Origin of the sequence: Acaryochloris sp. IP29b_bin.137 (assembly GCF_028285745.1) — a bacterium.
GTDB lineage: Bacteria > Cyanobacteriota > Cyanobacteriia > Thermosynechococcales > Thermosynechococcaceae > Acaryochloris.
Genome location: NZ_JANQOP010000184.1, coordinates 1 through 12,403 on the forward strand (window position 1 = coordinate 1; position 12,403 = coordinate 12,403).

The following is a 12,403-nucleotide window of genomic DNA, read 5'->3' on the forward strand; positions in this document are numbered from 1 at the left end:
CGTCGTTGATGCTGAAAATCAACGGCTAGGGCGTCTGGCCACCCAGATTGCAATGATTCTGCGGGGCAAAAATAAGCCCACCTACACCCCCTTTATGAATACCGGGGACTTTGTGATTGTGGTCAATGCTGAGAAAGTCACGGTCACTGGCAACAAAGGTGAGCAAAAGCTTTATCGTCGCCATTCCGGTCGTCCTGGTGGGATGAAGACAGAGACCTTCAACCATTTACAAGGACGGATTCCTGAGCGCATTATCGAAAAAGCCGTTAAGGGAATGCTGCCTAAAAATGCTCTCGGTCGTCAGCTCTTCCGCAATCTCAAAGTGTATGCGGGCCCCGATCATCCTCATGCGGCCCAAAAACCCGAAGTTTTATCTATTCAGACCATCCCAGGAGCTAAATCATAATGCAAGCAACCGAATCTAACCGAGTCGCCTATCGGGGCACAGGTCGTCGTAAATCTTCCATCGTGCGGGTGCGCCTCGTTCCGGGAAGTGGACAGATGACGATTAATGGCAAGCCTGGAGATCTTTACCTGCAATTCAATCCCAGCTACATTAGCAATGCTAAAGCGCCGTTAGAATCCCTCGGATTGGAAAACGACTACGATATTTTGGCGAATGCCCGAGGCGGTGGTTTAACCGGACAAGCTGATGCCATTCGTTTAGGCGTCGCCCGCGCCCTTTGTGAACTCGATCCTGAGAACCGTAAGCCCTTAAAGCTGGAAGGCTACTTAACCCGTGATCCAAGAGCGAAAGAGCGGAAGAAGTATGGTTTGCGTAAGGCTCGTAAGGCTCCGCAATACTCCAAGCGTTAATCGGCTGGATCACACGATAGACATTTAATTTAGAGATATACCGATGGCAAAACCTGATATACATCCCAAGTGGTACCCCGAAGCTAAAGTCTATTGCGATGGGGAAGTCGTGATGACGGTCGGCTCTACCCAAGAAGAGCTGCACGTGGATGTCTGGTCTGGCAACCACCCCTTCTTTACGGGTACCCAGAAGATTATTGACACTGAAGGCCGCGTGGAACGCTTTATGCGTAAGTATGGCATGAGCGAAAGCCAAGGTGCCGGGGGTAAGGGCAACGCCAAGAAGAAAGACGAGAAAAAAGAGGGCTAACCCGAAGCGATCCTTCTCTTTTTTGTCGTTTCGCTTAGTACAGACCCATGGCTGAAGCCTACCTGCTTGAAAAGCTGAAATCAGTTGAGCAAACGTTTCATGAGTTGACTCGTCGCCTCGGAGATCCAGAGGTGGCGACCAATCCGGCTGAGTTTCAGGAAGTGGCCAAAGCAAGGGCGTCTTTGGAAGAGACGGTTAGCACCTTTGAAGACTGGAAAGTCACTCAACAGGAGCTGACCGATGCCCAGCAGATGGCCAAAGATGGGGATGAAGATCCAGAACTCAAAGAGATGGCGGCTTTAGAAGCAACCGAGCTGAGTGAAAAGCTAGAGGGGCTGGAAACGAGGCTGAAAGTGCTGCTGCTACCTCGGGATCCCAACGATGAGAAGAATATCATGTTGGAGATTAGAGCCGGAGCTGGCGGTGATGAAGCCAGTATTTGGGCGGGAGATTTAGTTCGCATTTACTCAAAGTATGCCGAAAGCCAAAAATGGCGGGTGAAGCTGCTGAGTGAATCCGGTGGAGAAATGGGCGGATTCAAAGAAGCCATCCTTGAAATTCAGGGCGAGCGCGTCTATAGCAAGCTCAAGTATGAGGCAGGTGTGCATCGAGTGCAGCGGGTCCCGGCAACGGAAGCCTCGGGACGGGTCCATACGTCTACAGCAACCGTGGCGGTGATGCCAGAAGTGGATGACGTTGAAATTGAAATTGACCCCAAAGATATTGAAATGTCCACGGCTCGGTCTGGCGGTGCAGGTGGACAAAATGTGAACAAGGTGGAGACGGCGGTCGATTTGGTCCATAAACCGACGGGGATTCGGATCTTCTGTACGGAAGAGAGATCGCAACTGCAAAACAAAGAGCGGGCTATGCAAATTCTGCGGGCCAAGCTCTATGAGATGAAACTCCAAGAGCAGCAGGCATCAGTGACCTCCATGCGCCGTTCCCAGGTGGGAACTGGAGCTCGTTCAGAAAAAATTCGCACCTATAATTACAAAGATAATCGCGCCACCGATCATCGTCTTAACCAAAACTTCCCCCTAGAAAAGGTACTGGTGGGAGATATTGAGTTGATTCTAGAGACCTGTATTGCTCAAGACCAGCAGGCACAGTTAGCAGAACTGGCTGCAGCTGTCTAAACTTGCTTGTTCCGCCCTATCTGTTGGGAAATCTAAAGGTGGGGAACAGGATCGGTCTTTATTCTATTCGCTAGAATAGAAATACCATTCTGCTTCTAGAATTTGACTGACAAAAGATCACGGGTCCAATCATGCGGCATCTTTCACTAAAACTGATTACCCTTGGCTGGGTTGCAGGTGCTTTAATCCTAGGTCAACCGGTCCAAGCAGCAGAAGAAATTGCGATCGTACCCCCGTTACCTGGTCTAGACAATGCGACGGATCATTTGCCGCCGGCCATTGACCCCATGCGGCTCGTGCTGAATTTATCTCAGCGGCGGGTGACCGTTTTTCAGCATGATAAAGCGATTAAGTCGTATCCTGTTGCCATTGGACGAGCCGGTTGGGCTACGCCTGCGGGTGAGTTTGAAGTCAAAACGAAATACCGGAATCCACCCTGGCTTCATCCCTTTAAGGGGTATGTGATTCCAGGGGGGGATCCTGAAAATCCATTAGGTCGTCGTTGGATGGGGTTTTGGACCGACGGCAATAACTGGATTGGCTTTCATGGTACACCCAATCGTGATTCGGTTGGTAGATCTGCGTCTCATGGTTGTGTCCGCATGTACGACGAGGATATCGAAGAGATGTTCGAGCTTGTCGTCGTGGGAACGCCAGTGAAGGTCATTCGCTAACGAGATTGATTCAATTTTTTAAGTTAACCCTGCCTGTTGTGGGCAGGGTTTAACGCTTGTTTAGCCAAGGCGTTTTTCGATTTCAGCTTTTACTGCATCCGCACTAGCAGGCAAGTGAACGGCGGGATTCGCATGCTGACTGTTGACATCTGCCAGGGTCGACTCGTGGTAGCCGACTTTAAAGTCGGTGAACTTCAAACCGTGGGCGGTGCTAATCACCACCGTTTTATCGCTGGATTTGATCTCGCCACGTTCAATCAACTTGGTTAGAACGGCTAAAGCGACGCCCGTATGGGGGCAGGTGAACATCCCTGTTAAATCAGCTTTGGCGGCAGCAGCGGCTAATTCGTCTTCGCTGGCCTGTTCGACAATGCCGTTTGTTTCGGTGATTGCTTTAACCGCTTTGTCGTAACTGACCGGGTCACCAATTCTGATGGCATTGGCTAAGGTGTCTTGGGCTGTCACGCTAATTTTTTCTTTGAATCCGTTTTTAAAGGACTCATAAAACGGATTGGCTTTCTTCGTTTGGGCGGCGACGAGTCTGGGCATCCGAGTGATCAACCCCAGATCCATCATTAACTTGAAGCCTTTATAGAGGGCGCTGATATTGCCCAGATTGCCCACAGGAATGATGATCCAGTCGGGAACTTGCCAATTAAACTGACGAATAATTTCGATGCCAACGATTTTTTGCCCTTCGATGCGCAAACTATTCATCGAGTTGGCGAGATAAATGGAGTTGTCTTGCGTGACCTCTTTGACAATGTTCATGCAGCCATCGAAGTCAGTGTCGAGGGCTAAGACATGGGCACCGTTGCAGACGGGCTGAATGAGCTGGGCCGTACTGACTTTACCCGCAGGTAAGAAAATAATGGCTGGTATGCCCGCATAGGCGGCATAGGCGGCGAGGGCGGCGCTGGTGTCTCCTGTACTGGCGCAGGCCACGGCTTTGACGGAACTGCCCTGAGCCATCATTTGTTTGACGACGCTGACCAAGACGGTCATGCCCAGGTCTTTGAAGCTACCGGTATGGCTATTGCCGCAGAGCTTAATCCATAAGTCGGGGACGCCAAGCTGTTTGCCTAAGCGTTCTGCCCAAAATAAGTTGGTGTTGCCCTCGAACATGCTGACGACGTTTTCGTCGGCTAGGGATGGAACCACCCACTCCCGCATGCCCCAGACACCACTCCCGTAAGGCCAGATGGAGGTACTTGCTCGTGAACTGAGCAATTGCTGCCATTGGAGGGCATTTCGCATTTTCAGCGGTTCCCGCTCATGATGCACCTCTAGCAAGCTGCCACAGATAGGACAGGTGTATATAACGTCATAGATGGAGTGCTTGCCAGGGCAGCCAGCAATACAGCGAAAATAAGTGGTCAGTTTATCGGTATCGGGTTTGGAGTCTAGGGCTAGCGACATGGGTGTTCCTGGAGGTGGGTTCATCACTTGAGATTATTTTATAGCTGTATTGGAAGGCTATGGATTGCTGTTGCTCGGCGAGTTCAATTCAACCACACTAGAAAATAGATTCATAAGAGAGGGCAAGACGCTGAAATTAATGTCTTTGGGGTCAATGAGCTCGCAGAAGGTCATCGGCCAGTTTATGGCAAATCCATTTATCACTTGATCTCAAGTAGGGGTATTCGTGACCCTGATATGGCTGCTGGAGCAATGACTTAAGGTAGTATGCCCCTGTAGCGTGGGTGACTTGAGAAAGCGTTAAAGATTATGTCTGCTGCAACCATATGTTTTGCTAGGCCAGCTCAAACTAACCCAGCTCTATCCAGCAGACTTCCGTTGGCAGATGCGCGCTTGGGCGAACGAGGGGCGGCCTAATGGATTTACTGTTCTTTCCCTTTCTCAGGGTTAATCAGCGTAGACTCAAACGATTGCTGGCAGGAAAAACGGTTCTGATTACCGGAGCGAGCTATGGAATCGGAGAATGCTTGGCCTTACGCTTAGCTTTGCCCACGACTCAGTTGATCCTGGTAGCGCGCACTGAAGAGAAACTATTGGCTGTTCAAGCCCAGGTGGAGGCCCGTGGTGGGCAGGCAGATATTTTTCCCTGCGATCTGAGACAACCCGCCGCAGTTGAAGCGTTGCTAGAGCAGCTCCCCCATCGCATTGATATTCTGGTGAGTAATGCGGGGAAATCGATTCGGCGATCGCTATTTGATTCCCTGGATCGGTTCCATGACTTTACCCGGACCATGAACATCAACTACTTTGGTCCTGTTCAGTTGATGTTGGCCTTGACCCCCACCATGGTGGCTCAGCAAGGTCATATTATTAATATTTCGGCGATTAATGTGCTGCTTCTGCCAGCCCCTCAATGGGCAGCCTATCAGGCTTCGAAAACAGCGTTTGACCAGTGGTTTCGCTGTGCAGCGCCCGAGCTAAATGCTCAAGGGGTCAAGACCACTTCGATCTATTTGCCTTTGGTCCGTACTCGGATGATTGCGCCGACGAAAGCCTATCAGAATATGCCGGCGCTAAGTCCAGATCAGGTGGCTAAACTCATTTGCAAAGCAATGGTTGCTCGCCCTCGGACCATTGCCCCCTGGTGGTTGATGATGGGGGAGTTGGCATCCATCCTGCTGCGGTGGCCGGGAGAAGTGATTTGGAGTGGGGTTATGAGGTGGAGACGATAAAGTAATGATCTTTACTTTGCTGAGAAAACTGCATCGGACGCGCCTGTTAACCTTTGTTGGTCTATATCGTTTGCTGGAAGCGATCTGGACGACGGGAGTCAACTTAATGGCTCTGTTGCGAATTGCGGCCAAGCTGCATCCAGAGCGGATTGCTATGATTGATGACCAGGAAGAATTAACCTACTCAAGACTATGGCAGCAAGCGGAGGCGGTTGCGGTTGGATTGCAAAGGGACTGTGGAATTCAGCCTCGCCAGAAAGTTGCGATCGCAGCTCGAAACCATGCCGCAGCCATCAAAGCCATTTTTGCCGTCTCCCGATTAGGGGCCGATGTTTTTCTGATTAATCCCGAAATGAGCGCCGATCAAATTCGGACGATGGAGCATCAGCTCCAGTTTGACTACTACATCCATGATCCAGAACTTACTCCAGTCGTTGATGACCTTTCTCTCGGCCATAAAGCCATTCCCACCTATCATCCCTCTGGTAATTCTGTAGATCGGATGTCGGTGGCGCTACCATCCACCACTCCCCTGCACAAGGTAAAGACGGGGAAGGTGGTGGTGATGACGGGGGGCACGACGGGCCAACCGAAACCGGCCAGCCGTAAACCCTCTCTCTTCGATTTTCTCCCTCCCTTTATTGCCCTGCTCTCACAGGTTCATTTGGATCGGTATCGCACGGTGTATATCGCCACCCCGATTTATCACGGTTTTGGGCTAGCGGCCCTGTTAATTGGGGTGACGTTGGGGGCACAACAGTATCTTACCCGCCGATTTGATGCCGGTCGGGCCTGCGATCTGATTGCCCAAGACAACATTGAGGTGATTACCCTGGTGCCGTTGATGCTGCAGCGGATGCTCAACCATAATGCCCAGGCCTTGTCTTCTCTCCAGCGCATCCTCACGGGAGGGGCAGCTCTGCGACAGGCATTGGCCCAAGCGACCCTGGAGCAGCTCGGCCCAGTGTTGTTTAACCTCTACGGCACATCTGAAGCGGGGTTCTGTATCTTGGCGGATCCAGAGCTGTTGCAAAAGCAGCCCGAGTCCATTGGCAAACCGATTTCCGGGGTTCAGGTCCAGATCCAGCCGGATGGCCCCTCGGGGAAAGGGCAGCTTTGTATCCGTAGTGCCTGGTCTGCGGGCGCTAAGGGGTGGATAGAAACGGGAGATTTGGCTTATCAAGATAAAGAAGGGAATATCTTTTTGTGTGGTCGGGTGGATGACATGATTGTGTCTGGGGGGGAGAATGTCTATCCCCTGGAACTGGAAAACGTGCTGCTCCAACATCCTGCGATTGATGCGGCAGTGGTTTTGGGGATTCCTGATCCAGAGTTTGGACAGCGTTTGAAAGCGATCATTATTTCTGACCCTGCTCAGGGATTGGAGAAAGAAGCTTTGCTGACATGGCTAAAGCCACGCGTGGCCCGTTACCAAATGCCTGCTATCATTGAGTTCCGCCAAGAGCTGCCCTATACCTCTCTGGGCAAGCTAAATCGCAAAGCCCTTTAACTAATTTGCCTTTGGAGAGGACGAGATACCTCAAAGCCCTTATTGAAAGCTGATCAACACATCATTGGCTTTAACGACGGTTGCCCCCTCGATGCTAATCATAGATTCATCATCAAATCTCCCACGCCCCTGTTGGGTTTATTCCCATCATGTCAGCCAGTCGGTCAGTGGCTCTGGCATTGCCTCAATGTCTGCCAACTCATCTTGCAGAGCGATGGCGGCCTCTTCCTGGAGCTGTCTTTGGCAGCGCTCTGCAAACTCGCACTGATGATTTGGCGAGACGCACTTGCCATCGCTAAAGGCAACCTGTTGCATCGCCTCTCCCGTTTCATAGGCAGTCAGATCCTGCCTTAACCGAGTTAGTAAGCGAGCCAGTGCTTGCTTCGTTTGTTGATGCAACGTCGTCGAATAGGAAATCGTCAGAAAATGGGTCTGGGCTTGGGCTGATGCTTCCGCGAACCAATAGGTCATCGACAGTTGCTCGGGTTGATAGTCACTGGTTTCCGCTAATACATACAGATAAAGCTGGGTTTGCCAATGATGGCGGAGGCGATCCGCTCGCTTTGGCAAGGCATAGGTTTTCCAATCCACAATTTGTGCCTGATTCGGATTTTGAATCAGGAGATCGTAAACCGCCACCAGCACAAACCCATCTTGCCAGTACAGTCGCTGATGCTCGCTGTCCTGCTCGCCCTCGATCATCATCGGCGGATTTTGGAGAAAAGCATCGAACCAAGCTTGTAGTCGATGATTGGTTTTGAGCAAGGGTTCGATCTCTAATCCTAGGGATCGCTGCTGCATCAGTTGGTGAAATTGCGATCCGAGCTGCTGATGGGGATAAGCTTCTAAACCTGCAACCGTTTCCATCCGATCCAGATACCGATGCTGAAATTTGCGGGGACAAGATTCCAACAGATTGAGATGACCTTGTGACAGTTGCCAGATAGGCTGATGGGTATTCGGCATAACCTGGGAACGAAAGAATATTACCTGGGTCACAACTGGGAGTGTCAGGGAATACAAACGGGGGATAAGCTAGGTTGGTGGGGAATTTTTGATAATCGTAACGCAGTGCAAAATGCCATGATCGAGGTTGAGCATCTCAGTAAAGTATACGGCTCAACAACGGCCCTTCAAGACGTCACCTTTGCAGCCCAGCCTGGAGAGATTCTCGGACTGCTGGGTCCCAATGGCGCAGGCAAAACCACCACCATGCGCATCTTGGCCGGGTATTTGCCCGCGTCTAAAGGCACTGCTCATATCGCTGGCTTTGAAGTCCATGAGCATCCCATGGCTGTCCGCCAGCGAATCGGCTACCTGCCAGAGGCTCCTCCCCTCTATCCCAATATGACTGTGGAAGGCTATCTGCATTTTGTGGGACGACTGAAAGGCTTATCTGCAGGCGATCGGCCCTCGCGGGTTCAGTGGTCAATCAAGCAATGCAATTTACAAGACGTCCAACAGACGTTAATCCACAAACTTTCAAAAGGGTTTCGTCAGCGAGTGGGAATCGCCCAAGCAATTGTTCATAATCCCCCTGCCATTATTTTGGACGAACCCACCATTGGCCTTGATCCACGCCAGATTATCGATGTACGTCATTTGATCAAATCCTTGGCTGTAGACAAAACCGTGATTTTATCGACCCATATTCTGACAGAAGTCAGTATGACCTGCCAGCGGGTGGCGATCATCAACTACGGCAAAGTCGTAGCAACCAGTACCCTCGCCGATCTCAAAGCCCAGCAAACCGACCTGTTAACCTATGAATTGGATGTGCAAGGGGCCAGGGATAGGGTGGAACAATGTTTGCAGCCATTAGATGGGGTATTGACATGGCGATGGTTACCCGCCCAGACTGCAGAACGCCGCAAGGTTCGGGTGACCTGCAACCCGGATACGCCCATTGGTCACCAATTGAGCCATAGTTTGGTCCATACCGGGATAGAAGTCCATGAGATGCGACGATTGGGAACCAGTTTAGAAGAAATTTACCTGGACTTAACCACGCAAGAAGTGGATACTTCTGCTAATGATAAGGACGCACCATGAGTTTGATTTTTAACAATATTGTGGCGATCTTTCGCAAAGAACTCCAAGGCTACTTTAAATCTTCCCTGGCCTACGTGATTGCGGGGGTATTTTGGCTGTTGGCCTGTAGCTTATGGGTTAGTGAAGTACAGTTGTGGACCGCGCAAAAGGAAGCGGGTCAAGTAGTGGATGTTCCCCAAGAAAGCCTGCAATCTTTTCTCTCTGGGATGTGGTGGTTGGTGATGTTCATTATGCCTAGCTTATCCATGGGCCTCTATGCCGATGAGCGGCGTCACCGTACCTTGGAATTATTAGCCACGTCTCCCATTACCAATTGGGCCGTTGCACTGGGCAAACTCCTGGCCGTTTGGACGCTGTTTATAACGTTGATGCTGCCTGTGTGTTTGCTTGAACTTTTGTTCTTGAGTTACGCGGATCCCCCCATTACTGCAGGGGTTTTTATCGTGGGTCATCTGGGGTTATTTTTGTTAGCTGCCGCAATTCTGTCTTTAGGACTGTTTATCTCGTCCTTAGCAGATAGCTCCATTCTGGCGATTATCCTCACCTATGCGCTGATTTTAATCTTATCGCTGTTGTTCTTGTTGGGAGAGCGATGGGGAGAACCTTGGGTCGCTATTTTTGATCAGTTGTCCTTAGTCAAGCACTATGTCACTCTGACTCAGGGGGTTCTGGATATCAGCAGCATCATTTTATTTGTAAGTTATATTGTTTTGGGCTTATTTCTAACCGCTCAATCCATCGATTTATTGCGATTCCAGCGCCGCTAATCCTTTTGGCGAAAGAGATAGATTTAACGTTGTGAGGTTAATGGGGTAAACGTGACGCGGGTTTTTGCCAAGTTTATGAATTTACTCGGCTGGTTCGGAGTCGCCGTATTCGTTGCAGGTCTTACGGCTGGTTTGGTGTCCGGTCAATGGTTTTCCTTACCCTTGGGCGTCATGATTGCAGGGATTGTTCTTTTAGGGATTGCCCTATTGTGGCAGCGGCCAAAGCAAGGCAGCAGCGGATGGCACTGGCGAGCGGCTCAATCTGGCACGGATGCCCTGATCGCGACTTTGGCGGTATTGGTGATTTTGGGGTTAATCAATTTTGTAGCGGTCCGTTATCCATTCCGCGCCGATTTTACAGAACAGAAAACCTACTCTCTGGCACCCCAAACCCTCAATGTCCTGTCTGCCCTCCAGCAACCCGTTGAAGTACTGGTGTTTATCGGCAATGATCCCTCTGGGTCAGATACACAAAGCCAAATTGTTCTCCAAAATCAACTGTTACTGAAGGAATATCAACGACAACAGCCGGATTTTTTTAAGTTTAGATTTGTCGATCCTCAAGCAGAGCCTGGGCTGGCCCGCAAGCATAATATTCGCAATCTCGGAGATATTAGCTTGGTCTATGGCGAGCGGATGAAGCTTTTATCCACGGGGTTATCAGAGGTCAATCTCACACCTGCCATGGCGCTACTCACCAACAGTCGGCAAGCCACGGCTTATATTATCCAGGGCCATAATGAAGTCCCCTTATCTGGGTTTACGGAGAGCTTGGCTGGTGCGATCAATCAACTCAAACTGGAGGGAATCACCGTTGAGCCCCTGAACCTCTCTTTGCAGCAAGAAATCCCCACGGATGCTGATGTACTAGTGATTGCGGGTCCAAAACTGCCTTTGCTAGAAGCTGAGCTAACCTTGCTTGATAAATTCATCAAGCAAGGCGGCAATCTATTCCTAATGCTGGATCCTGAGGTTGATGTGGGGCTGCAACCCATCCTTAAATCCATCGGCGTGACATTAGATGGTCGATTGATTGTCGACCCAAAACATGCTCGTCTTGCTTGGCCAGCTGCTGTCACCTATGGTGAGCATCCCATCACTCGCACGTTTAGTCAGAAGATCTCTTTCTTTCCATTTGCCCAAGCCATCGATATTGAAGATCAACCCGGGCAGCAAGTCACTAATCTTCTCCAAACTAGCGAAGAAACTTGGGCGGAGACGGATCTAACGGGCCAACAAATTCAGTTTGATGCAGAGCGCGATCGCAAAGGTCCTTTAACTATCGGTGTGGCCATTAACCGATCCGTGTCAGCCCCCCGCTCAGATGTATCCAAAAACAAACCCTCTCCGGCCCAGACTTCTCTTTCCCCTACATCAGAGCCGCCATCCACTCCTTCAGCCAGCCCCGCTACTGAGCCCCAACCAACCCCATCTGAGCCCGTCTCCACCGACGCTTTACCCCCGCCTGCTTCTCCTGATGCGTTGCAGCCCGAGATTACAGGGGAGGCCGCTCGAATTGTGATTATTGGCGACTCCGATTTTGCCAAAGATGACCCCTATTTCGATCAAACCGTAAACCGTGATATTTTCGTCAACGCGGTGTCTTGGCTAATCGCAGATGGTGATGATCCCACCCTGTCCATTCGCCCTAAATCGGTCATTCAAAGAAGTCTAGATATTTCTGAGCAGACGCGTATGCTGCTTAATTTACTGGGGGTCGTCCTATTGCCCCTCGTCGCTTTTGCAACTGCTGCGGCCCTTTGGTGGCAAAGACGGTAGGAAAACTGAGAGAAAGACAGATCTTGACGGTTAATAAAGGGATGAAGTTCAAATCTACAACGATTTTCTTACTCTGTGCCGCAATTGCTTGTGGGGTGGGGGTTTACTGGTGGACTACGTCTCAAGACCGCCCGGAAGAAATGACGGAGCAGCAGGAATTAGTAAAAAAACTGTTCCAGTTCAACGAAGACCAGGTTGCTACGCTGATTGTAGAGACGCCCAAACTGGCGCTGGTGTTTGAGCGATCGCAACAGAGTTTCCCCCATACCTGGCGCATGAAAAAGCCCCAAGATCAACCTGCCGATGAGGCAGCGATAGCATTTTTACTGAATCTCCTAGCCACAACTAAAAGTCCCAGAACCCTGTCTGTAGAGACATCACGACAAAAGGAATTCGGCTTTGACCAATCCCCAGGCCGTATCAAGGTCATTCTCGAGAATAACCAAACCCACCATCTAACCCTGGGTGGTCAAGATCCTACCGAAAGCTATCTTTATGCTCAAGTGGACCCAAGGACAGACTCCAGTCAAACCTTGCAGGTTGTTCTGGTCCCAACAGCCTTTTTGAATGCGATCAATCGACCCCTAGCAGAATGGCAGGTTAACCCAGAACCTACCCCCCCTTCTGCCCCAGCAACGCCTTCTGTCGATCCAGGGCCATCGATTCCCCTACCGCCCCCCCAGGTGCCTCAGTAAACATCTGAGC

General features: G+C 50.6%; 13 protein-coding genes. 11 read left to right on the forward strand and 2 right to left on the reverse strand.

The window, feature by feature from the left end; translation table 11 throughout:
- The 5 genes from rplM to Q0991_RS13305 all read left to right on the forward strand — a co-directional run.
- The coding region (gene rplM, locus Q0991_RS13285) for a 50S ribosomal protein L13 (RefSeq protein WP_299411213.1) at positions 1 to 406 on the forward strand (406 nt) is incomplete at its 5' end.
- Complete coding sequence (gene rpsI / locus Q0991_RS13290) at positions 406 to 816, forward strand: 30S ribosomal protein S9 (RefSeq protein WP_299489203.1); 411 nt, start codon at positions 406 to 408, stop codon at positions 814 to 816. The genes rplM and rpsI, both read left to right, overlap by 1 nt.
- A 43-nt stretch (positions 817 to 859) precedes the next feature.
- Positions 860 to 1,126, forward strand: a complete 267-nt coding sequence (gene rpmE / locus Q0991_RS13295) for a 50S ribosomal protein L31 (protein ID WP_299489205.1) — start codon at positions 860 to 862, stop codon at positions 1,124 to 1,126.
- A gap of 47 nt (positions 1,127 to 1,173) precedes the next feature.
- On the forward strand, positions 1,174 to 2,265 hold the full coding sequence (gene prfA, locus Q0991_RS13300; RefSeq protein WP_299489206.1) for a peptide chain release factor 1: 1,092 nt from the start codon (positions 1,174 to 1,176) through the stop codon (positions 2,263 to 2,265).
- A gap of 131 nt (positions 2,266 to 2,396) precedes the next feature.
- A complete protein-coding gene (locus Q0991_RS13305) occupies positions 2,397 to 2,939 on the forward strand; it encodes a L,D-transpeptidase (protein WP_299489207.1) in 543 nt (180 codons plus the stop codon).
- Between the two features lie 60 nt (positions 2,940 to 2,999).
- On the opposite strand, the gene thrC is transcribed toward Q0991_RS13305, so the two are convergent.
- Positions 3,000 to 4,358, reverse strand: a complete 1,359-nt coding sequence (thrC, locus tag Q0991_RS13310) for a threonine synthase (protein ID WP_299489209.1) — start codon at positions 4,356 to 4,358, stop codon at positions 3,000 to 3,002.
- Between the two features lie 416 nt (positions 4,359 to 4,774).
- On the opposite strand from thrC, the gene Q0991_RS13315 reads away from it, so the two are divergent.
- Together Q0991_RS13315 and Q0991_RS13320 are read left to right on the forward strand one after the other, a co-directional pair.
- Positions 4,775 to 5,590, forward strand: coding sequence for an SDR family NAD(P)-dependent oxidoreductase (locus Q0991_RS13315; protein ID WP_299489210.1), 816 nt, complete (start codon positions 4,775 to 4,777; stop codon positions 5,588 to 5,590).
- 4 nt (positions 5,591 to 5,594) lie between these two features.
- Positions 5,595 to 7,100, forward strand: coding sequence for an AMP-binding protein (locus tag Q0991_RS13320; RefSeq protein WP_299489211.1), 1,506 nt, complete (start codon positions 5,595 to 5,597; stop codon positions 7,098 to 7,100).
- A 147-nt stretch (positions 7,101 to 7,247) separates the two neighbouring features.
- Here Q0991_RS13320 and Q0991_RS13325 read toward each other — a convergent pair whose 3' ends face one another.
- Positions 7,248 to 8,066 carry a PD-(D/E)XK nuclease family protein gene (locus tag Q0991_RS13325; protein WP_299489212.1) on the reverse strand — a complete coding sequence of 273 codons (819 nt, stop codon included), beginning with the start codon at positions 8,064 to 8,066 and terminating at the stop codon, positions 7,248 to 7,250.
- Between the two features lie 117 nt (positions 8,067 to 8,183).
- On the opposite strand from Q0991_RS13325, the gene Q0991_RS13330 reads away from it, so the two are divergent.
- Genes Q0991_RS13330 through Q0991_RS13345 form a run of 4 tightly spaced genes read left to right on the forward strand, consistent with a single transcriptional unit; the run spans position 8,184 to position 12,393 of the window.
- Entirely contained in the window at positions 8,184 to 9,152 is a 969-nt protein-coding gene (locus Q0991_RS13330) for an ABC transporter ATP-binding protein (RefSeq protein ID WP_299489235.1), read from the forward strand.
- Positions 9,149 to 9,919 (forward strand): ABC transporter permease, encoded by a 771-nt coding sequence (locus Q0991_RS13335; protein ID WP_299489213.1) that lies wholly within the window; start codon positions 9,149 to 9,151, stop codon positions 9,917 to 9,919. The genes Q0991_RS13330 and Q0991_RS13335 overlap by 4 nt, the downstream gene beginning before the upstream one ends.
- A gap of 51 nt (positions 9,920 to 9,970) precedes the next feature.
- Positions 9,971 to 11,698 (forward strand): Gldg family protein, encoded by a 1,728-nt coding sequence (locus tag Q0991_RS13340; RefSeq protein WP_299489214.1) that lies wholly within the window; start codon positions 9,971 to 9,973, stop codon positions 11,696 to 11,698.
- Between the two features lie 23 nt (positions 11,699 to 11,721).
- Positions 11,722 to 12,393, forward strand: a complete 672-nt coding sequence (locus Q0991_RS13345) for a DUF4340 domain-containing protein (protein ID WP_299489215.1) — start codon at positions 11,722 to 11,724, stop codon at positions 12,391 to 12,393.
- Positions 12,394 to 12,403 lie beyond the last annotated feature (10 nt).

Coding starts and splice junctions, on each gene's coding strand:
- rpmE (WP_299489205.1), top strand. CDS start 860: ATGGCAAAACCTGATATACATCCCAAGTGGTACCCCGAAGCTAAAGTC.
- Q0991_RS13315 (WP_299489210.1), top strand. CDS start 4,775: ATGGATTTACTGTTCTTTCCCTTTCTCAGGGTTAATCAGCGTAGACTC.
- thrC (WP_299489209.1), bottom strand. CDS start 4,358: ATGTCGCTAGCCCTAGACTCCAAACCCGATACCGATAAACTGACCACT.
- Q0991_RS13335 (WP_299489213.1), top strand. CDS start 9,149: ATGAGTTTGATTTTTAACAATATTGTGGCGATCTTTCGCAAAGAACTC.
- Q0991_RS13320 (WP_299489211.1), top strand. CDS start 5,595: ATGATCTTTACTTTGCTGAGAAAACTGCATCGGACGCGCCTGTTAACC.
- Q0991_RS13325 (WP_299489212.1), bottom strand. CDS start 8,066: ATGCCGAATACCCATCAGCCTATCTGGCAACTGTCACAAGGTCATCTC.
- rpsI (WP_299489203.1), top strand. CDS start 406: ATGCAAGCAACCGAATCTAACCGAGTCGCCTATCGGGGCACAGGTCGT.
- Q0991_RS13330 (WP_299489235.1), top strand. CDS start 8,184: ATGATCGAGGTTGAGCATCTCAGTAAAGTATACGGCTCAACAACGGCC.
- prfA (WP_299489206.1), top strand. CDS start 1,174: ATGGCTGAAGCCTACCTGCTTGAAAAGCTGAAATCAGTTGAGCAAACG.
- Q0991_RS13305 (WP_299489207.1), top strand. CDS start 2,397: ATGCGGCATCTTTCACTAAAACTGATTACCCTTGGCTGGGTTGCAGGT.